Annotated in this window: 23 protein-coding genes; 9 read left to right on the top strand and 14 right to left on the bottom strand. The window is 57.3% G+C overall.

From position 1 onward, the window contains the following. Positions 1 to 65 precede the first annotated feature (65 nt). Positions 66 to 275 carry a hypothetical protein gene (locus ABLO27_RS12115; RefSeq protein WP_353033177.1) on the top strand — a complete coding sequence of 70 codons (210 nt, stop codon included), beginning with the start codon at positions 66 to 68 and terminating at the stop codon, positions 273 to 275. A gap of 329 nt (positions 276 to 604) precedes the next feature. On the opposite strand, the gene ABLO27_RS12120 is transcribed toward ABLO27_RS12115, so the two are convergent. The 6 genes from ABLO27_RS12120 to ABLO27_RS12145 all read right to left on the bottom strand — a co-directional run bounded on the left by ABLO27_RS12120 (position 605) and on the right by ABLO27_RS12145 (position 8,062). Further along, entirely contained in the window at positions 605 to 1,012 is a 408-nt protein-coding gene (locus ABLO27_RS12120; protein WP_353033178.1) for a F0F1 ATP synthase subunit epsilon, read from the bottom strand. Between the two features lie 98 nt (positions 1,013 to 1,110). Next, the gene (atpD, locus tag ABLO27_RS12125) at positions 1,111 to 2,535 is read right to left on the bottom strand and encodes a F0F1 ATP synthase subunit beta (protein WP_352946100.1); all 1,425 of its coding nucleotides are present in this window, start codon (positions 2,533 to 2,535) and stop codon (positions 1,111 to 1,113) included. A gap of 119 nt (positions 2,536 to 2,654) precedes the next feature. Further along, entirely contained in the window at positions 2,655 to 3,539 is an 885-nt protein-coding gene (locus ABLO27_RS12130; protein WP_353033179.1) for a F0F1 ATP synthase subunit gamma, read from the bottom strand. Between the two features lie 33 nt (positions 3,540 to 3,572). Continuing rightward, complete coding sequence (atpA, locus tag ABLO27_RS12135; RefSeq protein WP_353033180.1) at positions 3,573 to 5,102, bottom strand: F0F1 ATP synthase subunit alpha; 1,530 nt, start codon at positions 5,100 to 5,102, stop codon at positions 3,573 to 3,575. After that, positions 5,102 to 5,683 (bottom strand): F0F1 ATP synthase subunit delta, encoded by a 582-nt coding sequence (locus tag ABLO27_RS12140; RefSeq protein ID WP_353033181.1) that lies wholly within the window; start codon positions 5,681 to 5,683, stop codon positions 5,102 to 5,104. The genes atpA and ABLO27_RS12140 overlap by 1 nt, the downstream gene beginning before the upstream one ends. A 183-nt stretch (positions 5,684 to 5,866) precedes the next feature. Further along, positions 5,867 to 8,062, bottom strand: coding sequence for a primosomal protein N' (locus ABLO27_RS12145; protein WP_353033182.1), 2,196 nt, complete (start codon positions 8,060 to 8,062; stop codon positions 5,867 to 5,869). A 289-nt stretch (positions 8,063 to 8,351) separates the two neighbouring features. On the opposite strand from ABLO27_RS12145, the gene fsa reads away from it, so the two are divergent. Together fsa and ABLO27_RS12155 are read left to right on the top strand one after the other, a co-directional pair. Next, positions 8,352 to 9,005 (top strand): fructose-6-phosphate aldolase, encoded by a 654-nt coding sequence (gene fsa / locus ABLO27_RS12150; protein WP_352946114.1) that lies wholly within the window; start codon positions 8,352 to 8,354, stop codon positions 9,003 to 9,005. Between the two features lie 230 nt (positions 9,006 to 9,235). Further along, positions 9,236 to 10,540 (top strand): DUF1835 domain-containing protein, encoded by a 1,305-nt coding sequence (locus ABLO27_RS12155; RefSeq protein WP_353033183.1) that lies wholly within the window; start codon positions 9,236 to 9,238, stop codon positions 10,538 to 10,540. Positions 10,541 to 10,587: 47 nt separating this feature from the next. Here the strand turns inward: ABLO27_RS12155 and ABLO27_RS12160 are convergent, their stop codons facing one another. Beyond that, complete coding sequence (locus tag ABLO27_RS12160) at positions 10,588 to 11,538, bottom strand: sterol desaturase family protein (RefSeq protein WP_353033184.1); 951 nt, start codon at positions 11,536 to 11,538, stop codon at positions 10,588 to 10,590. 205 nt (positions 11,539 to 11,743) lie between these two features. On the opposite strand from ABLO27_RS12160, the gene ABLO27_RS12165 reads away from it, so the two are divergent. Beyond that, positions 11,744 to 12,703 carry a tyrosine recombinase XerC gene (locus ABLO27_RS12165; RefSeq protein WP_353033185.1) on the top strand — a complete coding sequence of 320 codons (960 nt, stop codon included), beginning with the start codon at positions 11,744 to 11,746 and terminating at the stop codon, positions 12,701 to 12,703. A 9-nt stretch (positions 12,704 to 12,712) separates the two neighbouring features. Here the strand turns inward: ABLO27_RS12165 and ABLO27_RS12170 are convergent, their stop codons facing one another. Beyond that, positions 12,713 to 13,216: a GNAT family N-acetyltransferase gene (locus tag ABLO27_RS12170; protein WP_353033186.1), complete on the bottom strand. Its 504-nt coding sequence runs from the start codon at positions 13,214 to 13,216 to the stop codon at positions 12,713 to 12,715. Between the two features lie 157 nt (positions 13,217 to 13,373). Between ABLO27_RS12170 and ABLO27_RS12175 the strand changes: the two genes are divergently transcribed. The 5 genes from ABLO27_RS12175 (at position 13,374) to ABLO27_RS12195 (ending at position 16,722) form a co-directional block, all read left to right on the top strand. After that, positions 13,374 to 13,778: a serine/threonine protein kinase gene (locus tag ABLO27_RS12175; RefSeq protein WP_353033187.1), complete on the top strand. Its 405-nt coding sequence runs from the start codon at positions 13,374 to 13,376 to the stop codon at positions 13,776 to 13,778. 110 nt (positions 13,779 to 13,888) lie between these two features. After that, positions 13,889 to 14,122: a hypothetical protein gene (locus tag ABLO27_RS12180; RefSeq protein ID WP_353033188.1), complete on the top strand. Its 234-nt coding sequence runs from the start codon at positions 13,889 to 13,891 to the stop codon at positions 14,120 to 14,122. A gap of 182 nt (positions 14,123 to 14,304) precedes the next feature. After that, the gene (locus tag ABLO27_RS12185) at positions 14,305 to 15,249 is read left to right on the top strand and encodes a metallophosphoesterase (RefSeq protein WP_353033189.1); all 945 of its coding nucleotides are present in this window, start codon (positions 14,305 to 14,307) and stop codon (positions 15,247 to 15,249) included. Between the two features lie 114 nt (positions 15,250 to 15,363). Beyond that, a complete protein-coding gene (locus ABLO27_RS12190) occupies positions 15,364 to 15,783 on the top strand; it encodes a MerR family transcriptional regulator (protein WP_353033190.1) in 420 nt (139 codons plus the stop codon). Positions 15,784 to 15,945: 162 nt separating this feature from the next. Next, positions 15,946 to 16,722, top strand: coding sequence for a methyltransferase domain-containing protein (locus ABLO27_RS12195; protein WP_353033191.1), 777 nt, complete (start codon positions 15,946 to 15,948; stop codon positions 16,720 to 16,722). Positions 16,723 to 16,948: 226 nt separating this feature from the next. Here the strand turns inward: ABLO27_RS12195 and lpdA are convergent, their stop codons facing one another. From lpdA to ABLO27_RS12225, 6 genes are all read right to left on the bottom strand, one after another. Continuing rightward, a complete protein-coding gene (gene lpdA / locus ABLO27_RS12200) occupies positions 16,949 to 18,352 on the bottom strand; it encodes a dihydrolipoyl dehydrogenase (protein ID WP_353033192.1) in 1,404 nt (467 codons plus the stop codon). Positions 18,353 to 18,398: 46 nt separating this feature from the next. Beyond that, positions 18,399 to 19,157 carry an SDR family oxidoreductase gene (locus ABLO27_RS12205; protein WP_353033193.1) on the bottom strand — a complete coding sequence of 253 codons (759 nt, stop codon included), beginning with the start codon at positions 19,155 to 19,157 and terminating at the stop codon, positions 18,399 to 18,401. Between the two features lie 13 nt (positions 19,158 to 19,170). Beyond that, positions 19,171 to 20,589, bottom strand: coding sequence for a caspase family protein (locus ABLO27_RS12210; protein ID WP_353033194.1), 1,419 nt, complete (start codon positions 20,587 to 20,589; stop codon positions 19,171 to 19,173). Positions 20,590 to 20,634: 45 nt separating this feature from the next. Further along, a complete protein-coding gene (locus ABLO27_RS12215; protein WP_353033195.1) occupies positions 20,635 to 21,249 on the bottom strand; it encodes a LysE family translocator in 615 nt (204 codons plus the stop codon). A 35-nt stretch (positions 21,250 to 21,284) separates the two neighbouring features. Beyond that, entirely contained in the window at positions 21,285 to 22,799 is a 1,515-nt protein-coding gene (gene odhB, locus ABLO27_RS12220) for a 2-oxoglutarate dehydrogenase complex dihydrolipoyllysine-residue succinyltransferase (RefSeq protein WP_353033196.1), read from the bottom strand. A 63-nt stretch (positions 22,800 to 22,862) separates the two neighbouring features. After that, positions 22,863 to 25,850 (bottom strand): 2-oxoglutarate dehydrogenase E1 component, encoded by a 2,988-nt coding sequence (locus ABLO27_RS12225; RefSeq protein ID WP_353033510.1) that lies wholly within the window; start codon positions 25,848 to 25,850, stop codon positions 22,863 to 22,865. Positions 25,851 to 26,040 lie beyond the last annotated feature (190 nt).

A 26,040-nucleotide genomic window follows, 5' to 3' on the forward strand; every position in this document is an offset into this window, starting at 1 on the left:
CGGATCCTCTCCTCCCGAGGATGCTCGAGCGCTTTTGTTGCTTGGTAGAAATAGAGGAAAACAACATGGCTGACTTGTCTCTCCCGCGTCCGGGTTGCTGCAAATGGGCAGAAGGTGAAGCTGGTAACTACATTTTTCCGTGCTCGACCCGTGTTGAGCCGGGCGTATCCTACTGCGAAGAGCACAGTGCCATTGTGTACATTCCGCCGGAAGAGCGCCGTCGCAACCGTTCTGGCGGTGGCGGCATGAGCCTGTCCTTCCGCCGCGCGGCTTAACAATACCAGCTGCTTTTCAGAAAAGCAGAATATACGTGGGTTTCCCACGCGACTTCGAACCCGGCCCCAGGCCGGGTTTTATTTTGCCTGCCTTTTCACCTCGATCGTCACTCCCGACACCTAAAGATTTCGTGGAAAGGCTGAATTCAAATTACTCCTACCTGAATTCAAGGACTTCAACTCCACGAAACATGCTCTTTGTCTCAAGGTTTTTCACCAAGCCTCATAGCCAAAGTCTTGAGTGCTAATCCTTACGCCTTTCCGGTTGAACAAAACAAAACGCGGCCTGTTTCCAGACCGCGTTTCAAAGTTTCAGGCAATTGAAAGAGTTAGGCTGCTTTCAGAGCGTTCGCCACGTCTTTCAGCTGCGAAAGCGTCATTTCCGCTTTCTGCTTGGTGTCGTCGTCCTTGGCGTCAGCAACGTCTTCTTCCGCATTCTTGATCGCCTGATCAAGCTGCTCTTTGCTGATCTCCTTGACCGGAACAGCCTGCTCGGCCAGGACCGTCAGACCACCGGAAGCGACGTCGGCAAATCCACCGCGCACGAAATATTCGTCCCAGGAACCACCACCATTGCGGACTTTCAGGATGCCCGGCTTGATGGTGGACATGAACGGGCTGTGGTTCTTCAGAACGCCAAACTCGCCTTCAGTGCCTGGTACTACGACCTCGGCGACCTGCTCGGAGAGAAGCTGGCGCTCCGGGGAGACCAACTCAAACTGGAAAAGTTCAGCCATTTGGCGTCTTCCTTGTCAGTCTACAAATTCAGATGGCCAGGCCATCAAACATGAAGAAAACCGGACGCCTCTGAGGGCGCCCGATCAATTTCTTGCACTTAAGCGGCTTCAGCTGCCAGCTTCTGTGCTTTCTCGATGGCTTCATCAATGGAGCCAACCATGTAGAAAGCAGCTTCCGGCAGGTGATCGTATTCACCTTCCACCAGGCCTTTGAAGCCCTTGATGGTGTCTTCCAGAGCAACCAGCTTGCCCGGGGAACCGGTGAAGACCTCAGCCACGAAGAACGGCTGGGACAGGAAGCGCTCGATCTTACGTGCGCGGGCAACGGTGAGCTTGTCTTCTTCAGACAGTTCGTCCATGCCCAGGATGGCGATGATGTCCTGCAGAGCCTTGTAACGCTGCAGAGTACCCTGAACGGCACGCGCAGTGTTGTAGTGCTCTTCACCAATGATACGGGCATCCAGCATACGCGAAGAGGAATCCAGCGGATCCACAGCCGGGTAGATGCCTTTTTCAGCGATCGCACGGTTCAGAACGGTCGTTGCATCCAAGTGGGCAAAGGTCGAAGCCGGTGCCGGGTCGGTCAAGTCATCGGCCGGGACGTAAACGGCCTGAACGGACGTGATCGAGCCCTTTGTGGTGGTCGTGATGCGTTCCTGCATCGAGCCCATGTCGGTCGCAAGCGTCGGCTGGTAACCCACAGCGGACGGGATACGGCCGAGAAGCGCGGACACTTCAGAACCAGCCTGGGTGAAGCGGAAGATGTTGTCCACGAAGAACAGAACGTCCTGGCCTTCATCACGGAAGTGTTCCGCGACCGTCAGACCGGTCAGAGCAACACGAGCACGCGCTCCGGGAGGTTCGTTCATCTGACCGTAAACGAGCGCCGCTTTGGAGCCTTCTCCGCCGCCTTCCTTGTTCACGTTGGATTCGATCATTTCCCAGTAAAGGTCGTTGCCTTCACGGGTACGCTCACCAACACCGGCGAATACGGAGTAACCGCCGTGCGCCTTAGCGATGTTGTTGATCAGCTCCATGATCAGAACGGTTTTACCAACGCCGGCGCCGCCGAACAGACCGATCTTACCACCCTTTGCATACGGAGCCAGCAGGTCAACGACCTTGATGCCCGTTACAAGGATTTCAGCTTCGGTGGACTGCTCGATGAAGGACGGAGCCTCCTGGTGAATGCCGCGCTTTTCGGTGAAGACAATGTCGCCAGCGTCGTCAACCGGCTCGCCGATCACGTTCATGATCCGGCCCAGAGTGCCGTCGCCAACCGGCACCATGATGGCGGATCCGGTGTCAACAACTTCCTGACCGCGAACCAGACCCTCGGTGGAGTCCATTGCGATGGTACGTACCGTGTTCTCACCGAGGTGCTGAGCCACCTCGAGAACAAGGCGGTTGCCCTGGTTGTCTACTTCAAGAGCATTCAGGATCAACGGCAGGTGGTCATCGAACTTGACGTCGACAACGGCGCCGATGACCTGGGTGACCCGTCCGACTTTTTTGTCAGCCATATCCCTAATCCTCGTCTCGATCCCGTTAGATCAACTCGCTTTCGTCCAGAAGAAAGCAGAAAGGTTGATCGACATTAATACTGTTCAAGCACACTGCGCCCGATTGGGCGCAGGTTGCCTTAGAGCGCTTCCGCGCCCGAGATAATTTCAATCAGTTCCGTCGTAATCTGAGCCTGACGCTGGCGGTTGTAGTTGATCGTCAGCTTGTCGATCATGTCGCCGGCGTTGCGGGTCGCGTTGTCCATGGCGGACATACGAGCACCCTGCTCAGACGCTGCGTTTTCAAGAAGCGCCCTGAAAACCTGAACGGAAATGTTACGCGGCAGAAGATCTGCAAGGATCTCGGCCTCGTCCGGTTCGTATTCATAAACCGCGCTGGCGCCGTCGGCTGCATCAGCATCGCCAGCTTCAAACGAAGCCGGGATCAGCTGCTGTGCGGTCGGTTCCTGTGCAATCACGGACTTGAAGGTCGAATAGAACAGCGTGCAGACGTCGAACTCACCATTGTCAAACATGGAGAGAACATCACGGCCGATTTCATCCGCATTGGAGAAACCGACGTTCTTGACGGCGCGCAAGTCAACATTCTTGATCACGTACTGGCCGAGCTCACGCTTGATAGCGTCAAAGCCCTTCTTGCCGACACACATGATCTTGACCGTCTTGCCTTCGGCGAGAAGGCTGCGTGCCTTTTCACGTGCCAGCTTGGCGATGTTGGTGTTGAAGCCCCCGCAAAGTCCGCGTTCGGCAGTGGCAACGACCAGGAGATGAACCTGATCCTTGCCCGTACCGGACATCAGCTTCGGAGCATCATCGCGGCCCTCGAAAGCCACCGCGAGGTTGGCCAGCACGGCGTCCATGCGTTCCGCATAGGGGCGTGCAGCCTCCGCAGCTTCCTGAGCACGACGCAGCTTCGCCGCGGCCACCATCTGCATGGCCTTGGTGATTTTCTGCGTCGCTTTCACGGAAGCGATACGGTTTCGTAAGTCCTTCAGGCTCGGCATGGCCGCCCCTGCTCCTTATCCCGGCGTGTGATCTTAAGCGAAGTTCTTGGCGAACGCGTCGACGGCAGCTTTCAGCTTGCCTGTCAGGTCGTCGTCAAGTGCCTTCTTCTCCCAGATGGCGTCCAGCAGATCCTGGTGCTCACCGCGCAGGAACAGAAGCAGGCCTTCTTCGAAGTCACGCACACGGTCAACCGGATGCGCATCAAGGTAGCCGTTCACACCAGCGTAGATGACCGCAACCTGTTCTTCGGTCTTCAGCGGCGAGAACTGCGGCTGCTTCAGAAGTTCGGTCAGACGGGCACCGCGGTTCAGCAGGCGCTGAGTGGTGGCGTCGAGGTCAGAGCCGAACTGCGCGAACGCCGCCATTTCGCGGTACTGCGCAAGCTCACCCTTAATCGGGCCGGCAACCTGTTTCATCGCCTTGATCTGAGCGGAGGAACCCACGCGGGAAACCGACAGACCGACGTTAACGGCCGGGCGGATACCCTGGTAGAACAGGTCCGTTTCCAGGAAGATCTGGCCATCGGTGATCGAAATCACGTTGGTCGGAATAAACGCGGACACGTCGTTGCCCTGGGTTTCGATGACCGGAAGTGCGGTCAGGGAGCCAGCGCCGTAGTTTTCGTTCAGCTTCGCTGCACGTTCCAGCAGACGGGAGTGCAGGTAGAAAACGTCACCCGGGAAAGCTTCACGTCCCGGCGGACGGCGCAGAAGCAGAGACATCTGACGATAAGCAACAGCCTGCTTGGTCAGATCGTCATAACCGATAACGGCGTGCATGGAGTTGTCACGGAAGAACTCACCCATCGCACAGCCGGCAAACGGCGCCAGGAACTGCAGCGGAGCCGCGTCGGAAGCGGTTGCGGCGATGACGATGGAATATTCCAGAGCGCCTTCGTCTTCCAGGGTCTTCACGAACTGAGCAACGGTGGAACGCTTCTGACCGACTGCAACGTAGATGCAGTACAGCTTGGCGCTTTCGTCGTCACCGGCATGCAGCGGCTTCTGGTTCAGGAAGGTGTCGAGGATGATCGCGGTCTTACCGGTCTGACGGTCACCAATGACAAGCTCGCGCTGACCACGGCCAACAGGGATCAGGGCGTCAATGGCTTTCAGGCCAGTCGACATCGGCTCGTGCACGGACTTACGCGGCAGAATGCCAGGCGCTTTCACGTCCACACGGCGCTTTTCAGTTGCCTCGATCGGGCCTTTGCCGTCGATCGGGTTACCGAGCGGGTCAACAACACGGCCAAGCAGGCCTTTACCAACCGGGACTTCCACGATGGCGCCGGTCCGCTTGACCGTATCGCCTTCTTTAATGTCACGGTCAGAACCGAAAATAACGACACCGACGTTGTCGGATTCCAGGTTCAGGGCCATGCCCTTGATGCCACCTGGGAATTCGACCATTTCACCAGCCTGAACTTTGTCCAGACCATAAACACGGGCGATACCGTCACCGACGGAGAGCACCTGACCAACTTCAGAAACTTCGGCTTCCTGGCCAAAGCTCTTGATCTGGTCCTTGAGGATTGCGGAAATTTCCGCGGCCCGAATATCCATCAGCCGACCTCTTTCATCGCGAACTTGAGTGAATTGAGCTTGGTACGCAGAGATGTGTCGATCATGCGGGAGCCGACCTTGACCACGAGGCCACCGATCAGAGCAGGATCAACTTTCGCTGCGACGTTTACGGATTTGCCCGTGGAAGCGGAAAGAGCCTCTTTCAGGGCAGCGACATGCTCGTCGGAAAGAGCAGCTGCGGATGTCACCTCAGCTGTTTCCTCACCCCGCTTTTCAGCAAGGAGGGCCCGGAAGGCCTTGATCATGTCGGGAAGAACGAAGAGGCGCCGGTTACGGGCGGCCAACTTCACAAAATTTGCGGCAAGACCGGAAATGCCTGCCTTGTCGAGAAGTGCAGTGAGCGCTGCAAGCTGCTCCTCAGCACTGAATGCCGGGCTTTTCACAAGACGGTCGAGATCTTCACTTTCGGCAAGCATGCCTTCGAAAGCAGTCAGATCCCGCTCCACGTCAGCCGTTACGCCATCCCCCTCTGCGAGGTCGAGAAGGGCGGACGCATAACGCTGTGCCACGCCGGATACGAGAGATACGTTGTCAGTCACCAGGTCCGTGCTCTCTGACATTTTTCATGCCCGCAAAACGGCTAGCGTCTTAAGGCATTGAAAAGATGAATGATTTCAAGGTCGGAAGGTATGACGGTTAAACCGTTCCCCCAAAGCCGCGCCTCAATTAGCACAGGGTTTCTCAGTGTGCAACTTCACCGGATGGCTGTTCTTGCCGATTTATAGGTGTTTTTTGCTATGCGCCTATAAAAAGTGTTGCGGATCAATGTCTACCTGCACACGTAATCCTTTAGACGGTTTTGGCCCGTTGGCCAGCCATACGCGCAAATAGGACTGCAGATCGAATTGGCGTGGAGCCATCGCCAGCAGCCGGTAACGGTAGCGTCCGCGCACCATGGCAAGCGCGGCTTCTGCCGGACCAAGCAGGGTAACGGTCTGATCCTGGGGAGCGGAACGCACCAGTGCCCGCGAGAAACCTTCGGCAAAGATCTTGTCAGGGCCGGAGACGACAACCGCCGCCAGACGGCCGAACGGTGGCAGCCCTGCGACTCGCCGGGCTTCGATTTCCGCCTGGTAGAACGCATTCTTGTCGCTGGACAAAAGCGCATTTATCACCGGATGGTCAGCGTTGTAGGTCTGCAAAAACCCTTTGCCACCGCCGGTTACGCGTCCTGCGCGGCCTGTCACCTGAGCCAGAAGCTGAAATGTTTTTTCGGCCGCCCTCGGGTCGCCATGCGCCAGTCCGAGATCTGCATCGATGACGCCAACCAGCTTCATTTTCGGGAAATTGTGCCCTTTTGCGACAAGCTGCGTCCCGATGACGATGTCGGCTCCGCCCTCCTCCACGATCTTCATTTCTCGCTTGAGCCGCTCCGGACCACCCGGAAGATCAGAGGAAAGAATCAGTGTTCGGGCCTGCGGAAAAAGATCGGAGACTTCTTCGGCGATTCTCTCCACACCGGGGCCGCAGGCAACCAGCGTATCCTTGCTCTGACAGGATGGGCAGACATCCGGTACCGGCTCGGAGTGGCCGCAGTGATGACAAACCAGCTTCTTCTGGAACCTGTGTTCGACCAGCCAGGCACTGCAATGCGCGCACTGGAACCGGTGGCCACAGGTGCGACAAAGAGTCAGGGGGGCATAGCCGCGCCGGTTCAGGAAGAGAAGCGACTGGTCTCCCTCAGCAAAGGTATCCTTGATGGCATGGACGAGTGTCGGGGCCAGCCAACGGCCGCGTTCAGGACCGTCGATGCGCATGTCGATCGCCTGAAGATCGGGAAGGGCCGCTCCCGAAGCCCGTTCCGGCAGTTCGTAAAGCTCATACCGGCCGAGATCCGCATTGACGTGACTTTCCACCGACGGTGTCGCCGAAGCGAGAATGACCGGAAACCTGGACAGGTGACCGCGCACCACTGCCATATCCCTGGCGCTGTAGGGAACCCGGTCGTCCTGCTTGAACGCGGCATCGTGTTCTTCATCTACGATGATCAGGCCGAGTTCCTTGAAAGGCAGAAAGAGCGACGAGCGCGCACCGATCACCACCCTGACATCGCCCGACGCCACACCGCGCCAGACCCGAGCGCGGTTCTTCGGGGTGATTTCAGAATGCCATTCGGCCGGATAAACACCGAATCGCTGCTCGAACCGGCGCAGGAACTGTTCGGTCAGTGCGATTTCGGGCAATAGCACCAAGGCCTGCTTTTCCCGGCGCAACGCTTCCGCGATCGCTTCAAAATAGACTTCCGTCTTGCCGGAACCGGTGACGCCATCGATGAGAGAGATGCAACCGCCCTTGTCAAAGCTCTCCTTCAATCCCTCGGCAGCTCTTTGCTGGGCCGGCGTCAGAGGTTTCGGAGCGTAGTCGATCTGCGGTTTTGGCGGTGGGGGAGCCGCCGGCATGAAGACGGTCTCCAGCACATTCTGCTGCAAAAGCCCGTCAATGACAGACGGAGAAACCCCGGCGGCATGCGCAAGCCCGCTCTTGGTCCAGGCAAAACCGTCTTCCATGGTTGCCAGCACACGTTTGCGCGCCGGTGTCGCCCGATCCGGCTCCGCGCCCTCGATCCGCCGGACCCCCGGAACAGGTGCTTCCGGCTCCAGCGCTTCTTCCGAGCGCAACACCATGCGCAGAACCATGCCTGGCGCACCCAGTGTCCAGTTTGCGACCCAGTCCACAAAGCGCCGCAAATCCTCGTCCAGCGGCGGCGTCGTCTCATAGACCCTGGCAATCGTCTTGAGCTTCCTGGAATTTATCGCGGCGTCCGGCTCGACATCCCACACGGCTCCGAGAACCTCACGCGGACCAAGCGGCACCTTCACGATGGTGCCTGGAACAACCGACTGTCCGGCCGGGACCTTGTAAGTATAAGCAACAGGTACCGGAACCGGCACCAGAACACTGGCAATCGTTTCTTTGAACTCTGGATCGTCAAACAGCACGGAATGTCAGGTCCTTTTCACCTCACGTTGAGGGCCTTCTGTCTCATGTCATTCATTCATCGACACAAATGACGACATTGCCTTGCCGACGCCGGCTTTCAAGGTCGATAATTTTTGAGGTACGTACCACAAAAATTTCTTCCACTGGAGAATCAGGGGTTCTTCTTGTCATCATCCTAGGGTAAAGAGAGCGCGGCTGAACATTAAATCGTTTTGCCCCGAAGTCGGGGAAAGCATCCGGCGACCGGCACCATGCTCATGGCTGGGCGCCTACAGGGAGTAGACACTGATGAAATTTTTCGTCGACACCGCCGACACGGCCGAAATCAAGGAACTGGAATCCACCGGTCTTCTTGATGGCGTGACCACCAATCCGTCGCTGATCGCCAAGTCCGGTCGCGATTTCAAGGAAGTGATTGCGGAAATCTGTCAGATCACCAAAGGCGATGTCTCTGCCGAAGTCGCCGCTACCGACTTCGACACCATGATCAAGGAAGCGCATGTGTTGCGCGAACTGGCCGACAATGTGGTCATCAAGCTTCCGCTGACCTTTGATGGTCTGAAAGCCTGCAAGCAACTGACCGACGAAGGCACAAAAACCAACGTGACCTTGTGCTTCTCGGCCAATCAGGCGCTGCTGGCTGCCAAAGCCGGAGCAACCTACATTTCTCCATTCATCGGCCGGCTGGATGATATTCACGCCGACGGTCTGGAGCTGATCCGCGAGATTCGCGTGATCTATGACAATTATGGCTTCGAGACGGAAATCCTGGCGGCTTCCATCCGCACGCCGAACCACGTCAAGGATTGCGCCATCATCGGTGCTGACGTTGCCACGATTCCACCGTCCACTCTTAAGGCGCTGGTGAAGCATCCGCTGACCGACAAGGGCCTCGACGCGTTCCTGGCCGATTGGGCCAAGACCGGTCAGAGCATTCTCTGATCGACAGTTCATGACGACAGAGACGGCCCGGACATCCGGGCCGTTTTTGTATCCGGCTTGCAGAATCAAATCAGACGCCATTATGTTGCGGCAGGTCTCCGGGCGAGGCCTCCGGTCCGCGGAAAGGTTTCCACGCTCGTCATATGCAGCACCCAAGGTGCTCAAGACATTCGACACCCGCTCGATCCGGAGATGCGGACGCTGGATAAATTCCGAGCCCGGGAGTCATCATGACCGATCAAATGCGCGACGCGCAAACCCTTCCGCTTTTAAGCTCCACCGACCTGTCGCTCGACCTCGATCGCCAAAGGCGACTCGCAAAAGAGTTGCGCAACGCCGTTCGGGAGGGATGCAAGACCTCCATTGACAGATTGAAGGTGAACCATCCCCGCTACAATCAGCTGGAATTGTCCTCCTTGAAGTTGTCTGATGCCCAGCTGACGCTTGCACGCGAAGCCGGGCTCCCAAGCTGGCCCGCCCTGAAAAAGCATGTCGAGCAGATGGACACCGCGAAGAAGGCCATCGAAAAGGACTCCACCGCACCGGATGGGGACCTTCCGACGTTGCACATCCGGTGTGGCAACGACATTGAAGCTGCGCTGAAGCGCGCCGGCTTTGCCGGTGACTTTCTGATGTTTGCAGATCCGATCTGCCAGGGTCCGGTCATCTCCGGCCAAGAGGCGCAAAAGGTTCGTGCCGAGTTCATTGCAAGCGAATATCCGGGCGAAACTTTCGAGGAGACGCTTGAGGTTCTGAAAAGAGCAGATGCGCTCTTGGCCGATGTGGACAAATACGGCCGGATCGTTCTCTGGTTCGAACACGATCCCTACGATCAGCTCATTTTGGCAAGATGTCTTGCCGTTCTCAGACGAACAGGTGCGGACAGACGAAAAGTCGAGTTGGTTAGCCTCGACAGGTTTCCGGGGATCGCGAAATTCATCGGGATCGGCCAACTGTCACCAGCAGCCCTTCGCTACAAATACGATCAGCGCCAACCGGTCACTGCATCGGCCTACACCACGGCATCCGATACCTGGAACGCGCTTGGCGCACCCTCTCCATTGCCCTTGTTTGAAGTTGCACACCAATCCAGATCTCTGCCCTATCTGAGCGGATCGATATTTCGATATCTGGCTGAACTGCCGTCGGTCGAAAACGGCTTGTCCTTTACTGAACGCACCGTTCTGGACATTCTCAAAGACGGTCCGCTTTCCTGGGCCAAAATCTTCAGGGAATTCCTGATGAAACGCGATCCCCTTCCCTACCACGGAGACCTGATGTTTTTGGGAACTCTGCTCCGGCTGCGCGATGCGGGTCGTCCGGCGCTGACCAGCGAAACGGTCAGTTTGGAACCGGACAACTGGGGCCAGGCGAAGTTCGAGCTGACGCCGGCAGGAGAAAGCCTGCTCGCAGGTAAGGCCGACTGGAAACAATGTGAACCACGCAGACGGCTCCATGGCGGCGTCGAATGCTTCGCCAATCCGGATTGGCGATGGGACAGCAACCGGCAGAAGCCAGTCGCTGAAGGCGGGTGAGAGTACGGACTTAGCTCACTTTTGCGGAACCCCGGTTACTCCAGGTTCTACGAGCTGACAGCTGAAGCATCGGGCTCTGTCGCCCGGTGCTCCTCGGTTCTCGCGTGTTCAGGATCTTCAGCCGGGTTTTCGACTTGCTTCTGTTGCCCGACAGCGCGCAGCACCATACGGCCCCATTCTGCGAATGGAAAAAGGGTCAACTGCACCACATCATTTTCCGGTGCGCCTTGCACCCCGAACGCTTCCTTGCACGGGCCAGGTACGTAATAGGTGCCGAATACCAGATCGAAGACCGGAAAGATGTTGGCGAGATTCTTGCCGTAAGCCTTGGGCAGATCAGCATGGTGCCACTGGTGCATACGGGGAGACGCGATGACAAACCTGAAGGGACCATGATCCCAGTCCACATTGATGTGCACATACATGTTGTGCAGGACCACGAAGATGGCGCCAAAACCAATGACATCGTTCGGAAAACCAAGCCAGCTCAAAAGCAGGATATAGGAAATCGACATCACCATTGGCTCAAGGAAATGAACGCGATATGTCGTCATCGCATTCATTTCAGGGTCGGAGTGATGGATCGCATGGATTGGCCACAGCCAACCTCTGTGCATCAACCGATGGTTCCAGTAATTGGCAAAGTCGAAGCAAATAATCGCAAACGGAACGAGCAACCAGTCGGGAACCCCACTCCAGAAGCTTTCGTCAATATGCGGCAGTCCCAGTGCATCATATGTTCGTCTGATGAAATCGGTGCCCAGCCATACCACGGGCATAAACAGAATGTTGCCCCACCAGAACGCGATATTGGCACCGACGCTTTTTATCATGCGCTTGGGCCAGGTGATCCGATAGCCCTTGCGATGAATGCTGATGAGAAGCACCAGAAAGGCAAAGATCAGCGTCGCGTAAAATGTTTCGCTCGAAAACCGGTTTTCGATCAAGAGCCCAACGAACTCATGAATTCGTTTCGCAAAATCTGTAACCAAATCCATTGTTGAGATTCCAACGCGGTTTTCGGACAATCCGTGAGGTGACCTTAGCCACGAGTCTTTAAGCCCATGTAAACCTGAGGTTACCTGTCATCGGCATTGTGAAATCGTGCAACTTCGTTTGGACCGCCCCAGTTGCAATCCCTGCATTCACTGGAAAGACCACGGCGTTAAGAAACCATAGGCACTCATGAGGCAAACTGGTGTCATGAGTGCCCAATCCAACAATAGCGAAATGCTGCTCGTCACCGCCCAGCCGGACCTCAACCGACGGCTTGGCAACTGGCTGGATCACCTGTCTGACGAACGCCGTCTGTCCGACAAGACGCTGCTGGCATATGAGCGGGATCTGCGTCAGTTTCTGCGTTTTCTGACAGACCATCTTGGCGGTGCGCCAGCCGTGAAGGACATCGCAGCACTTCGCCCCGCCGACTTTCGAGGGTTTCTTGCCTACCGCCGCCGCCAGGGCATACAAAGCCGCTCGCTGGCACGCGGGCTCGCCGGAATCCGCTCCTTCCTGAAGTACCTGGAACGGCAGGGAGAGGTAAACGCAGCAGCATCGGATGCCATTCGGCCTCCACGCCAGTCCCGCTCCCTTCCCAAACCTGTTTCCTCACGAGATGCCATCGACATCACCAGTGGCGACCTGGCGATGGAAAGCGAGGCCTGGATCGAAGCCCGCAACGCAGCCGTTCTGACACTGCTCTACGGTTGCGGCCTTCGAATTTCAGAAGCTCTTTCCCTGACCGGCAGCATGGCACCGAAGGCGGGCGCCAAGACCTTGCGTATCGTCGGCAAGGGCCGAAAGGAACGGATTGTCCCCATTCTGCCCGCCGTCTGCCAGGCAGTAGAACTTTACCTGAAACTCTGTCCCTATGCGGTCGCTCCCGAGGGACCATTGTTTCTTGGCGCCAGGGGTGGTCCGCTCAATCCGCGCATGATCCAGCTGGCAATGCAAAAACTGCGGAGTGCTTTGGGCCTTCCGGACAGTGCAACCCCGCACGCCTTGCGCCACTCCTTCGCAACGCATCTGCTTGCAGGCGGTGGTGATCTCAGGACGATCCAGGAGCTGCTCGGTCACGCGAGCCTCGCCTCAACCCAGATCTATACCGAGATCGACAGTGCGCATCTGCTATCCGCCTATGACAAAGCTCATCCACGCGGATAAGTGACCGGATCAAACTGGCCGCGGTAACTCGTAGACGGATCGTTCAAGCCCGTCGGGGAACTTCTCCCGGGCTATCTCTCTGCCACCCAACTTCAGCACCAAGCCGCGCGCGGCTGCATTGTCGTCGTTCATATGCGTTTCAACAAGAGGCCAGCCGTACGCCTCATAGGCATGTCGAATGGCTGCTTTTGAAACCTCCACCGCAACTCCCTGGCCTCGCGCCTGTGGTACGAGCCACCAAGTCAGTTCTCTCCTCGGCCAGCCTTCGGGCCACACAAAACCGCATCCCCCCAAAGCCAGGTTGTCGTCCTTGCGCCGGATCATCCACATTCCATAGCCGCGCAACTGCCAATGCCCGAGATGACCGGACAAAACGCGCCAGGCCTGATCCTCGCGCAATGGGCCTCCGTAAAACCGCGAGGCCTCACCATCGGCGAAAAAACTCCTGTAAAGCGCGAAGTCTTCGGCTTGCGGAGGCCGCAGCGTGTATCGCTCCGTGGTGAGTGAATGCATACCGGTTCCTTGTTTCAGCTGGAAAAGAATCGAAGAAGTTGTTCAGTATAGTGCCAGTCCTTTCTGGCAGTGCATCCCTCAATCGACTAGGTTGATTTGCACCAGAAATTCTGCCGCCAGTTAAAAATTTGCGTCTGGTCCGAACGGAGAGATTCGAATGCGCCTGATCATCCTTGCTGCCGGCTTTCTCATGCTGTTTTGTGCGCCTTCCCTAGCCCAACGTGTCTATTGCCCTATTCCCGAAGACGGGGTCTGGATCAATCCGGATGCAGAGGCCAAGGAAATAAGCCGCATCGAGATTGAAAGCCGTTGCGAGAACGAACAGGTCTTTGTTCGCGTTCGTGCGTTCACCTCCTGCGTACCGAGAGACTGCAAGTGGGGTTGGACAAAGGCCCAGATGCGTTCCGACGGTGCGATCCAGGTTTTGCTGGTCGGGTTTTTGAGCAGCAAACAGATCACGCTGCGCGCATTCGGCGACCTTCTGGACACGCATGTCATCAACGTGGTCAACGACCAGTCCGCGCCACGCACCGAGAAAACCTACAATCTGCAGCGGAAATAACGCGGCGAAGGAACGGCAGCGATAACTTCGATTTCCCTTGCCAGATCGGCGCAAAGCTTTACCTTACGTAAGCGACCTGATTTTCAGTTGGAAACGAACGGAGGGTACCCATGCGTCTATTGAGCATTCTGTTTAGCGCCCTTGCCCTGATTGCCTTTCTCATCGCATCGGCAAGTGCCTGCTCATGGAGCAAGTCTGCGGATTCGCAGCAGATGACCGTTGCCGACACAAGTGAAGTTCCGCAAGTCGACACGGACATCTCGTTAGCAACCAATGACCTGAGCGACGATGTGCTGCTGGAAACAGATCCCCTGCCGGTCCCGGTTGACGAGCCGACCGAGTAGTCGCACGCAGTTTCAATGAAAGCTCAACCCGCCGCTTGCGGCGGGTTCTTGTTTGCGCAGGATTGCACAAAATCTGCAAATCGCTGCCTTCTTAAGACCTCAACTGAGCGCGAAAATTTCAGGATCAGACCGCAACGCTTCCACAATGGGGGTCTACCTTGAAGCTTTCGAGGCGATTGTTTTTGAAAAGTCTGGGGATCGCCGGGTTTGCTGCGATTTCAGCTCCCGCCTACGCAATCGGCGTGGAACCCTTCCGCTTGCGCATTCAGCGCTATCATCTGACACCACCGCGCTGGCCGAAGGATCTGAACCTGACTGCGGCTCTGATTGCTGACCCTCACATTTGCGATCCGTGGATGAACCTGGATCGCGTCCGTTTCATCGTGGAACGTACAAACGCGCTGAAGCCTGACATCATCCTGATGCTTGGCGACTATGTGGCCAGTCACAAGTGGCAGTATGACCCCATACCACCGCAAAAGTGGGCAGATCTTTTCGGTGACCTGTTTGCCCCGCTCGGGACACACGCAATTCTGGGCAATCACGACTGGTGGGACGACAGGGAGGCGCAAATTGCAGGCAAGGGGCCCACCGAATATGGCCAGGCCCTGATCAACGCCGGGATCGAGCTTTATCAGAACCGCGCCGAGCGTTTCGAAAAGGACGGCAGGCCCTTCTGGTTGGCCGGACTGGATGATCAAATCGCCCTGCGGCCTGTTCAAAAGTTGAAACGCTATCGATGGCGCGGCCTTGATGACTTGCCCGGCACGTTGAAGCAAGTGACGGACGATGCGCCCATATTATTGATGGCCCACGAGCCGGACATCATCGGTGACGTGCCCTCTCGCGTCAGCCTGACGCTCAGCGGACATACCCATGGCGGGCAGATCAACTGGTTTGGGTACAAGCCGGCATTTCCCGCAAAGCACGGAAAGAGTTACGCCTATGGGCACATCGTTGAAACCGGTGGAACAACGATTGCCCGCCATCTGAGCCTGTCGATGGAACCGCGCCATCTCATTGTCTCCGGAGGACTCGGCTGTTCGATCGTTCCTGTTCGCTTCGGTGTCCCGCCCGAGATTACGATGGTTCACCTGGGTGACAGACCTTCAGCCCAAACAACCTGACCAGCTGGCGGATACAAGCTTCGCAATCGGGATGCTCAGTCGCTTAGGGAATCCATTGCGCTGGCCTAAACCTCGCCATATCTATAGAAGCTATAGATATGGCGAGGGCCTGTGATGGACTATTCAATTGGCGAGTTATCAAAGCGAACCGGCGTCAAGGTTCCGACCATCCGATATTATGAAAAGGAAGGCCTTTTGGAAGCGCCGCTTCGAACCGAGGGCAATCAACGTCGCTACCAGGCGTCTGAGCTTGATCGACTTGGCTTCATCAAGCATTGCCGGGATCTCGGTTTGCCGATGCCTGCAATCCGCGATCTGATCGAGCTCAGTCAGCACCCGGACAGTCCTTGCGAACAGGCGGACCAGATAGCCGTAACCCAGCTGCGTGAAGTGCAGCTGCGCATTGCCCATTTGAAGAAACTGGAAGCCGAACTTGAGCGGATCGCCGCTAGTTGCCAAGGCAGCCACACCGTAACCGAATGCAGCGTCCTCAAGGCCTTCGGCGATCACAGTCTGTGCCGGGAAGACCATTAGCCCCTTCTGCCGGCAGGACTTCAACAACGTCTGGACGATCCTCTACTTTCCAATGGCAGGCGCTGCGACCTGTGTATCGTTCGAAACCTGACGCGTGCGAGACGACGGTGTTACTGTGGCTCCTTCGAGCCGTTCAAACGGTCAATGCCAATCGAGGTCGAGATGCTTAAATTTGGCGCACGAACAGCAAGACTTCTGGAAAATGCCTATCAGGGATCTGACTTCTCACGACGGCGGCGCGCCTCCTTCGATGCGCTTCAACCGAATCCGGGTGACGTGATAGCTGACATCGGCTGCGGCAATGGAATGCTGACGCTTGAACTGTCGAGGACAATCGGCGAAGGCGGCCGGGTTTATGGTATCGACCCAAGCGAAGACATGCGCATTGCAGCGAAGAACCGTTGCTCAGAGTTCGACAATGTCGAAATCTCTGACGGAACGGCGACCGACTTGCCACTCGAGACAGGTTCGGTTGACAAGGCGGTGTCTTTGCAGGTGTTCGAATATCTTGACGACCTTCCGGCAGCGATCGCAGAAGCATACCGTGTCCTGAAGCCTGGAGGCCGTCTCGTCGTCGGCGACATGCACTGGGACACGATCACCTGGTACAGCGACAATCCGGAACGAATGCGCAAGGTATTGGACGCCTGGGATCATCATCTGGTGGAGCGTTGTGTGCCTGCCATCCTTCCTTCCATCCTGCGCGACGCCGACTTTCAGGTCGAACAAGTCGTCCCGATCCCATTCAGCGATACTGAGCTACGCCCCGACGGTCTCTCGAACATGATGATCCATCTCATCAGGCCTTTCGTCATCAAAAAGGGTCTGATTTCAGAAAGTGAAGCATCTGACTGGGCTGACGAGCAAAGCGAGCTTGCCCGCTCGGGCCGCTTCTTCTTCTCCCTCACGCATTTCGTTGTCGTGGCGAGGAAGCGTTAAAGCACTTCGAGAAAAGACTGAACCATTTATCGCTGCCCGAGTTCGAAGATTTCAAGGCGACAAGGTCCATCCCGGTGAACGCGTGACGGTTCTGTCGTTCACAATTTCAACCTTTCTCAAGAGACGCCTCAATGACAACAAAAAAGCCGGAAGCTCTTATGTCTCAAGAGCTCCCGGCTTCCAACTGTTTTCGTCATTCGGGTCGTTTGCAAGACCCAGTGTTTGCTTATGAGTGGATCGGCTTTGCAAATGCGCCGAGAGCCGCTTCCTTGACGGCCTCCGACATGGTCGGGTGCGCATGGCAGGTGCGTGCCAGGTCTTCGGCCGAACCGCCGAACTCCATCAGCACGGCCCCTTCGTGGATCATTTCACCAGCACCGAAGCCGACAATGTGAACACCCAGAACCCGATCGGTCTTGGCGTCTGCCAGTACTTTCGCGAAACCGTCCGTGTGGTTCATCGCACGGGCCCGTCCATTGGCGGAGAAGTTGAACTTGCCGGTCTTGTACTCGATGCCGGCAGCCTTCAGTTCTTCTTCCGTCTTGCCGACGGAGGCAATTTCGGGCTGGGTGTAGACGACACCCGGAATGACGTCATAGTTCACGTGACCGGCCTGTCCGGCCAGGATCTCGGCAACAGCAACGCCTTCGTCTTCTGCCTTGTGCGCCAGCATCGGTCCATCGACCACATCACCGATGGCATAGATGCCGTCGACATTGGTCTTGTAATGAGCGTCGATCTGCACGCGGCCACGGTCATCCATCTGAACACCGGCAGTGTCCAGACCAAGTCCTTCGGTATAAGGACGCCGCCCGATGGCAACCAGCACGATATCGGCTTCGATAACCTGAGCATCACCGCCCTTCGCAGGTTCCACGGTAACGGCCAGGCCCTTGCCCTTCTTCTCGACGCCAGTCACCTTCGATGACAGTTTGAAGGTCATGCCCTGTTTCTTGAGCATGCGCTGGAAGTTCTTGGAAACGTCGCCATCCATCGGACCAAGGATCTTGTCCATGAACTCGACCACGGTGACCTCGGAACCGAGACGGTTCCAGACGGAACCCAGTTCCAGACCAATGACACCACCGCCAACGACGACCAGCTTGCCCGGTACCTTGTCGAGTTCGAGCGCACCAGTCGAAGAGACAATCTGTTTTTCATCGATCTCGACACCTGGCAGCGGCATGACGTCCGAACCGGTGGCGATCACGATGTTCTTTGTGTCCAGGACAGTTGCCGACCCATCTTCGGCAGTCACTTCGACCTTACCCTGGCCTAGGATCTTGCCCGTGCCGGTATGAACGTCGATTTTGTTCTTCTTCATAAGGAAGGCAACGCCGTTGACGTTGGCGTCCACGACATCACCCTTGTGCTTCATCATGACCGGCAGATCGAGTTTCGGTTTGGAAACCTTGACACCGATCTTTTCCAGACCGTGCCCTGCTTCCTCGAACATCTCAGAAGCGTGCAGCAACGCCTTTGACGGAATACAGCCAATATTGAGGCAGGTCCCGCCAAGCGTTGCGCGCTTTTCGACGACTGCGGTCTTCAGACCGAGTTGAGCTGCCTTGATCGCGCAAACATAGCCCCCCGGGCCGGTTCCGATGACGACAAGATCATATTGGGACATTTTAGGTCGCCTTTGCCTCTTTCAGTTTAAAGTCCAGATTTCTGGATCATGGTAGGATTGCCCGGCCCCCGGACACGTCCAGAATGGCTCCGGTCGTGTAGCTGGAATGATCAGACATAAGCCAAAGAATTGCTTCGGCCACTTCATCAGCGGTGCCCGCACGTTTCATCGGCAGTTTGGATTGCAGTTGAGCCACCCGGTCGGGAATGCCGCCAGATGCATGAATTTCAGTATCGATGATACCGGGCCGGACCGCATTGACGCGAATGCCTTCGTCCGCGACTTCCAGCGCAAGGCCGACGGTCATCGTATCGATTGCCCCCTTGGACGCGGCGTAATCGACATATTGCCCCGGAGACCCAAGCTTGGACCCGGCCGACCCCAGATTGACAATGGTTCCGCCCATGCCGCCATGCCTGGTCGACATGCGCTTGACGGCCTCACGGGCGCACAAGAATGTTCCAACCAGATTGATGGAAAACATCCTGGTCAGACGGTCGACCGTCATTTCATCGACCCGTTGAGCATGGTCGACAACGCCGGCATTGTTCACCAGGCCAACCAGACGGCCAAGCCGGTCTGCTTCGCCGAACAGTTTCAGCACTTCCGCTTCGTGCTGGACATCGCCCTGAACGGCGACTGCCCGGCCGCCTTCTGCCTCGATCTCGCCGACAACAACGTCCGCCGCTGCCTTGTTGACCGCGTAGTTGACCAGTACCGTATGGCCAAGGCCAGCAAGCTTGCGGCTGGCCGCGGCGCCAATTCCCCGGCTACCGCCAGTCACCAATATTACAGTTTCCACCACTTGTGATCGTCTCCTATCTGCCGCTCACGAATTGCAGGTTTTCCGAGCCTCGGCCGCCGGACCACAGACCTTGCAGAACGCCATCACCCGTCAGGGCATAAACAACCGGCGTGGTATCCCCCCAGTCCACAGTCAGAACATTTCCCTCAAGCGCCCCGACGCCCCGATAGCTGTCCGCGCCGACTTGCCAGATCAGAGTGAACTTGCGACCCTGCCGGGACACTTCGACGGTACCGGTGTAGGTCGACCCATCCGGGTTCCTGCCAGCCGCGCTGTAGGTGCCTTCACGAAGAGCGAGGTTTTTCTGAGCGGATCTTGAAAACAAAGTCAGTCTTTCGGTCGCCGAACCGTCTGCCCACTCGCCGTCGAGGGCCTTTTCGCCCTCGAACGTGTAAACAACCGGGTGCTTGTCGCCCCAGTTGACCACAAGCATGCGACCGGCAAATTCTCCAACTCCGGTAAAAACGTCGTCCCCAATCCACCAGGTGAAGTGAACGTTGCTGCCATCCGGCGTGATCGACAGCATGCCGGAATAACCGGACCCGTCGGGATTGGATCCTGCAACCCGGTAGATTCCCGAAATGCGCCTTGCAGGTCCGTTGCGGGCAAGACTTTCAGCAAGTGCCTTGCCAATTGAAGACATGGCCGAAACCTGTGCAGGCTCTGCGCCCGTCTCTGCGCCGTTACCGGAAAGAAACGTGAAATCACCGAAGAAGGAAGACGAAATCCACGGTGTCTGTTCACCGCTGGTGTCCTGATAGACACCTTTCAATGTGCGCTTGAACGTCTCTTCAAGACTGAGTGACGGCGTTTCGATCGCGCTCGCCAGATGCTTCGTATACGGGCTGTTGATGCCCTGGCCATCAAGCGCCACCGCTCCGGGTGAGGTCGAATAGGAAACGAACAGGCTTGCGCTGCTGTCAATGCGGGTAAGCCCTTTCGTGTCACCCGAAAGGGGATTGTTGCGGCAGGCATCCAGAACAATGATGTTCAGGCCGTCATGGGAAGAACTCATCAGTTCAACCGCCTCGCTGACCGCGAGTGACTGGGTTCTGACTGTCTCTTCGTTCGGAAAATCTGCTCCGAGCGGCAGAAGATAGTTCTCGCCCTGGATCTGGATTCCATGACCGGCGAAGTAGAACATGCCGATGCTGTTGTCTGCTTTCAGCCGGTCGCCAAACGCACGCAGGGCTTCCTTCATGCCATCGCGGCTGACATCGGTTTGCAAAATGACGTTGAAGCCGGCGCCATCAAGCGCCTTGGCAATGGCCACGGCATCATTGACGGGATTGGCAAGCGGCGCGAAAGCGTAGTCAGCATTGCCAATAACCAGCGCCGTGCGCTGCTGATCGGAAACAGCCGCCGATACCAGACCAAACAGGGACGCGATCAGGAAAAGAACTGTCAGAAAGGAGCGTTTCATCGCGCTCATTCTCTTAACCCCTTTCCCAAGTGCCCGTGTTCCGCCGTGCGGGCGTTACTGCTCCGCCAACGCGAGACGGAAACCAAACCCGGCAAACGTTGCTGCAATGGTCCTGCGCATCCAGACCATCATCCGCTCGCTCTGCAGAACCTTTTCTCCGACCAGTGAAGCAAAGAGGCCATAACCAAGAAAGACAACAAAGGTCATGGCCATGAAGACGCCACCAAGCAGCAGCATGTCGAATGTCGGGTTGGCAGCAGACGGGCTGACGAACTGAGGCAGGAATGCCAGGAAAAAGACCGTCAGCTTCGGGTTGAGAATGTTGATCAGGATGCCTGTGCGCGCCGTCGCCCAAAGGCTTTTGCGCGCACCCTTGTCTGCTTTCAGTTCCAGAGGACCGCTGTCCTTCAGCGTTTGCCAGGCCAGATAAAGAAGGTAAGCGACGCCGGCATATTTCACGACCTGAAAGATCAGGGCACTGGTATGCATCAGGGCCGCAAGCCCGACAACGGAGGCCAGGATGGCCGGAATGATCCCCAGGGTACAGCCAATGGTGGCGGCAATCGCTGCCTGCCGCCCCTTGCCGAGCCCAACCGCCACTGTGTAGACCACGCCGGTTCCGGGAACCAGCACGACGACCAGTGCGGTGATCAGAAACTCCAGGCTCATACCCGCCCCCTTACGCTATTGCCATGTTGGTCGGATCAGAGATCCAGGACCAGGCGCTGCGGATCTTCCAGGCTTTCCTTGACACGTACCAGGAAGGTCACGGCTTCCTTGCCGTCAACGATCCGGTGGTCATAGGAGAGCGCCAGATACATCATCGGACGGATCACGACCTGACCGTTAACCGCCATGGGCCGTTCCTGGATCTTGTGCATACCCAGGATGCCGGACTGCGGCGCATTCAGGATCGGGGACGACATCAGCGAGCCATAAACACCACCGTTAGAGATGGTGAAGGTACCGCCGGTCATGTCGGCCATGCCGAGCTTGCCGTCGCGTGCCTTGCGGCCGAGATTGCCGATTTCCTGCTCGATCTCGGCAATCGACATCTGATCGGCGTCACGCACGACTGGTACAACAAGGCCCTTGTCGGTGCCGACAGCGACGCCGATGTGGCAGAAGTTCTTGTAGATGATGTCCGTGCCGTCGATCTCGGCATTTACCGCCGGGATTTCCTTCAGGGCATGCGTTACGGCTTTCGTGAAGAAGCCCATGAAGCCGAGCTTGACGCCGTGCTTCTTCTCGAACAACTCCTTGTACTGCTTGCGCAGTTCCATGACCGGGCCCATGTCCACTTCGTTGTAAGTGGTCAGCATAGCTGCGGTGTTCTGGGCGTCTTTCAGGCGGCGCGCAATGGTCTGACGCAGCTTGGTCATGCGGACGCGCTCTTCACGGACTTCATCCTCAGCGGCGACCGGAGCGCGGGCGATCTGGGTCGGGGCCGGAGCGGAAGCGGATGCCGTGGCACCTGACGCGATCGCGTTGATGACATCTTCCTTGAGCACCTGTCCACGTTTGCCGGAACCGGCAACCTGATCGGCTGCGAGATTGTGCTCTGCCATCATCTTTTGAGCAGACGGAGCAGGTGGCATGGTTGTGGACGGAGCAGGAGTTGCAGCCGGAGCCGGTGCCGCGGCTGCAGCTGCCGGGGCTGCTGCGGCGCCTGCGCCCGACGGATCGATCTGACACAGCAGAACGCCCGGTTCGACAGTAGCCCCGGTTTCAGCGGCGATCTTGACAATGGTGCCGGAGACCGGCGCCGGGACTTCCTGGGCTGCCTTGTCAGTTTCCAGTTCGACCAGCGTGTCGTCGGTCTTGACCACATCGCCGACCTTGACGCTCCACTCTCCGACTTCAGCTTCGGTGACGGATTCACCAGCGCTCGGCGTCACGACATCAACAAGTTCAACCTTGGCGCCGGATTTGGGTTCTTCTTTTGCCGGAGCTGCGGCTGCCGGCGCGGCAGCGGCTGCAGCACCTTCGGCGATCTGGCCCAGCAACGCGCCAACTTCGACGGTGTCGCCTTCCTTGACCACGATGCTTTCCAGGGTGCCGGCTGCCGGAGAAGGCACTTCGACCGTTACCTTGTCGGTTTCCAGCTCCACCAGCGGTTCGTCCTGATTGACGGCCTCACCCGGTTTTTTGAACCATTGTGCAATAGTTGCTTCAGAAACGGATTCACCCAGCGTGGGCACGCGAATTTCGGTTGCCATGGTCGCCTTCTCTTAAAATTACCTGGCCAGATTTTGAAAGGGGGTCCTCAGACCCCCTCTTGATTAGTTTCCAAGAGCCTCTTCGAGGAATGCCTGAAGCTGCGCCAAATGCGCTGACATCAAGCCGGTCGCAGTCGACGCCATGGCCAAGCGGCCGGCGTAGCGCGGACGTTTGTGCTTGGCATCGATCTGTTCCAGAACCCATTCGATATAAGGCTCGACAAAGAACCAGCTGCCCATGTTCTTCGGCTCTTCCTGACACCAGACCATTTCAGCCTGCGGGAAGCGCGCGAGCTCCATCATCAGTGCCTTCTTCGGGAACGGATAAAGCTGCTCGACGCGCATCAGATAGATGTCGTCGATGCCGCGCTTTTCGCGTTCTTCGTAAAGGTCGTAGTAAACCTTGCCCGAACACATGACGACGCGTTTGATCTTGTCATCCGAAACCAGTTTGGTTTCGGAGGCCGGATTGATCTGGGCATCGTCCCACAACAGACGGTGGAAGGTTGAATCCGGGCCGAGTTCATCGAGCTTGGAGACCGCCTTCTTGTGACGCAGAAGCGATTTCGGCGTCATCAGGATCAGCGGCTTGCGGATGTCACGGCACAGCTGACGGCGCAGAATGTGGAAGTAGTTGGCCGGGGTCGAACAGTTCGCGACCTGCATGTTGTCTTCCGCGCAAAGCTGGAGATAACGCTCCAGACGGGCAGACGAGTGCTCCGGACCCTGCCCTTCATAGCCATGCGGCAACAGGCAGACGAGACCGGACATGCGCAACCACTTGCGCTCGCCAGAACAGATGAACTGGTCGAACAGCACCTGTGCACCGTTGGCGAAGTCGCCGAACTGGGCTTCCCACATTGTCAGCGCACGCGGTTCCGTCAGCGAGTAGCCGTACTCAAAGCCAAGCACCGCTTCTTCCGAGAGCATCGAGTTGATGACCTCGTAACGCTGCTGACCAGGCGCGATGTTGTTCAGCGGAATGTAACGGCTTTCGTCTTCCTGATCGTACAGAACCGAATGGCGCTGCGAGAACGTACCGCGTTCACAGTCCTGACCAGACAGGCGCACCGGATGACCTTCTTTCAGGAGCGATGCAAAAGCCAGAGCTTCAGCGGTTGCCCAATCGATCCCCTCGCCGGTTTCGATCATGCGCTCGCGATGGTTCATGAAGCGCGCAATCGTGCGGTGGATGTTGAAGCCGTCGGGCACATGCGTCAGGGCACGGCCGATCTCTTTCAGCTCGCTGATTGACAGTCCGGTTTTGCCGCGGCGCGGATCGTCTTCGTCGGCCGCCCGTTTCATGCCGGCCCATTTGCCGTCGAGCCAGTCAGCCTTGTTCGGCTTGAATGCCTGACCGGAGTCGAACTCGCCATCCAGATGCTTGCGCCAGTCGGCCTTCATCTGGTCGACTTCCTCCTGACTCAGAACGCCTTCCTTGATCAGGCGCTCGGAATAGAGCTGCAGGGTCGTCGCGTGCTTGCGGATCTTGCGGTACATGATCGGCTGCGTGAACGCCGGCTCGTCACCTTCGTTGTGACCGAAACGGCGGTAGCAGATCATGTCGATGACCACCGGACGCTGGAACGTCTGACGGAATTCAATCGCAATCTTGGCCGCAAAAACAACCGCTTCCGGATCGTCGGCATTGACGTGGAAGATCGGCGCTTCGATCACCTTGGCCATATCGGACGGATATGGTGAGGAGCGCGAGAAGCGCGGATTGGTCGTGAAACCGATCTGGTTGTTGATGATCACATGCAGGGAACCGCCGGTGCGGTGACCGCGTAGCGCGGAAAGACCGAAACACTCGGCAACGACGCCCTGACCGGCAAAGGCCGCATCGCCGTGCAGAAGCAACGGCAGTACGGTGCCACGGTCGATTTCAGTGGTTTCGATGAAATTGCCGTTGTCGTCGGCAGCCAGCTGATCCTGCTTGGCGCGGGATTTGCCGAGCACGACCGGATTGACAATTTCAAGGTGGGACGGGTTGGCCGTCAGTGACAGGTGAACGTCGTTGCCGTCGAAAGAACGGTCGGAAGACGCACCGAGGTGGTACTTCACGTCACCTGAACCCTCGACGTCGTCAGGAGCGTAGGAGCCGCCCTTGAATTCGTGGAAGATGGCGCGGTGCGGCTTGCCCATCACCTGGGACAACACGTTCAGGCGGCCGCGGTGCGCCATGCCCAGAACGATTTCCTTCAGGCCCATCTGGCCGCCGCGCTTGATGATCTGTTCGAGTGCCGGGATCAGCGCTTCACCACCATCAAGACCGAAACGCTTGGTACCGGTGTATTTGACGTCCAGGAATTTCTCAAAGCCTTCGGATTCGATCAGCTTGTTCAGGATCGCCTTCTTGCCTTCAGAAGTGAAAGCGACCTGTTTGTCCGGACCTTCAATGCGCTCCTGAATCCAGGCCTTCGCGGCCGGATCCGAAATGTGCATGAACTCGACGCCGAGGGTTGAGCAATAGGTCCGCTTTAGAATGTCCAGCATCTCGCGGATGGTGGCGTATTCAAGACCAAGGACGTGATCGATGAAAATCTTGCGATCCCAGTCGGCTTCGCTAAATCCATAGGAAGACGGGTGCAGCTCTTCGTGATCGCCCTTGCCGGCGAGCCCGAGCGGGTCGAGGTCGGCATGCAGGTGACCGCGCATGCGGTAGGCGCGGATCATCATCAATGCGCGGACGGAGTCGCGTGTTGCCTGATGAACCTCGGTGTCCGAAATCGGTTCGCCCTTGGCTTCGGCCTTCTTCTTTAGCTTGTCGCCAAGCTTCTGTTCGATCGGCGCCCAATTGCCGTCAAAGGCATTGACCAGATCGCCATTGGCCTCGATCGGCCAGTCCTTGCGTTTCCACGGTGCCCCGCGCGCTTCCTTCAAGACGGCTTCTTTTTCGTCCTGGAAGGCCGCGAAAAAGTCCCGCCACTCGGGTTCTACCGAGTTCGGATTCGTCTTGTACTGTGCGTAGAGGTCTTCGATATAGGCTGCGTTGGCGCCGTAAAGCAACGACGTCAGTGCGAATACGTTGTTCGCTTCCTGCCGTGCCATGTCCATCTAGCGGAGGTTTGCTCCGCCCTTTTTGTTTTGGCGGGCCGTGAAATTGACCCGCGGCCGGTTCCCTACAAAGACCGGTGCCGAAACACCGGCCCCTCGAAAATTAGTCACAGCACCTGACGCGCCGTAACCTATCCTTCCATCATGCAGCAGGAAACGTAAACAGTTTCCGTCACCTGCTGCA

Origin of the sequence: Roseibium sp. SCP15 (assembly GCF_040329435.1) — a bacterium.
Taxonomy (GTDB): Bacteria; Pseudomonadota; Alphaproteobacteria; order Rhizobiales; family Stappiaceae; genus Roseibium.

What these genes read in the sequence shown, in the direction of transcription:
- ABLO27_RS12160 (WP_353033184.1), bottom strand. Translation starts at nt 11,538, where the DNA reads ATGGATTTGGTTACAGATTTTGCGAAACGAATTCATGAGTTCGTTGGG.
- ABLO27_RS12210 (WP_353033194.1), bottom strand. Translation starts at nt 20,589, where the DNA reads ATGAGCGCGATGAAACGCTCCTTTCTGACAGTTCTTTTCCTGATCGCG.
- odhB (WP_353033196.1), bottom strand. Translation starts at nt 22,799, where the DNA reads ATGGCAACCGAAATTCGCGTGCCCACGCTGGGTGAATCCGTTTCTGAA.
- ABLO27_RS12180 (WP_353033188.1), top strand. Translation starts at nt 13,889, where the DNA reads ATGCGTCTATTGAGCATTCTGTTTAGCGCCCTTGCCCTGATTGCCTTT.
- ABLO27_RS12190 (WP_353033190.1), top strand. Translation starts at nt 15,364, where the DNA reads ATGGACTATTCAATTGGCGAGTTATCAAAGCGAACCGGCGTCAAGGTT.
- ABLO27_RS12170 (WP_353033186.1), bottom strand. Translation starts at nt 13,216, where the DNA reads ATGCATTCACTCACCACGGAGCGATACACGCTGCGGCCTCCGCAAGCC.
- ABLO27_RS12140 (WP_353033181.1), bottom strand. Translation starts at nt 5,683, where the DNA reads ATGTCAGAGAGCACGGACCTGGTGACTGACAACGTATCTCTCGTATCC.
- ABLO27_RS12120 (WP_353033178.1), bottom strand. Translation starts at nt 1,012, where the DNA reads ATGGCTGAACTTTTCCAGTTTGAGTTGGTCTCCCCGGAGCGCCAGCTT.
- atpD (WP_352946100.1), bottom strand. Translation starts at nt 2,535, where the DNA reads ATGGCTGACAAAAAAGTCGGACGGGTCACCCAGGTCATCGGCGCCGTT.
- ABLO27_RS12155 (WP_353033183.1), top strand. Translation starts at nt 9,236, where the DNA reads ATGACCGATCAAATGCGCGACGCGCAAACCCTTCCGCTTTTAAGCTCC.
- atpA (WP_353033180.1), bottom strand. Translation starts at nt 5,102, where the DNA reads ATGGATATTCGGGCCGCGGAAATTTCCGCAATCCTCAAGGACCAGATC.
- ABLO27_RS12130 (WP_353033179.1), bottom strand. Translation starts at nt 3,539, where the DNA reads ATGCCGAGCCTGAAGGACTTACGAAACCGTATCGCTTCCGTGAAAGCG.
- ABLO27_RS12115 (WP_353033177.1), top strand. Translation starts at nt 66, where the DNA reads ATGGCTGACTTGTCTCTCCCGCGTCCGGGTTGCTGCAAATGGGCAGAA.
- ABLO27_RS12215 (WP_353033195.1), bottom strand. Translation starts at nt 21,249, where the DNA reads ATGAGCCTGGAGTTTCTGATCACCGCACTGGTCGTCGTGCTGGTTCCC.
- ABLO27_RS12195 (WP_353033191.1), top strand. Translation starts at nt 15,946, where the DNA reads ATGCTTAAATTTGGCGCACGAACAGCAAGACTTCTGGAAAATGCCTAT.
- fsa (WP_352946114.1), top strand. Translation starts at nt 8,352, where the DNA reads ATGAAATTTTTCGTCGACACCGCCGACACGGCCGAAATCAAGGAACTG.
- ABLO27_RS12225 (WP_353033510.1), bottom strand. Translation starts at nt 25,850, where the DNA reads ATGGCACGGCAGGAAGCGAACAACGTATTCGCACTGACGTCGTTGCTT.
- lpdA (WP_353033192.1), bottom strand. Translation starts at nt 18,352, where the DNA reads ATGTCCCAATATGATCTTGTCGTCATCGGAACCGGCCCGGGGGGCTAT.
- ABLO27_RS12175 (WP_353033187.1), top strand. Translation starts at nt 13,374, where the DNA reads ATGCGCCTGATCATCCTTGCTGCCGGCTTTCTCATGCTGTTTTGTGCG.
- ABLO27_RS12165 (WP_353033185.1), top strand. Translation starts at nt 11,744, where the DNA reads ATGAGTGCCCAATCCAACAATAGCGAAATGCTGCTCGTCACCGCCCAG.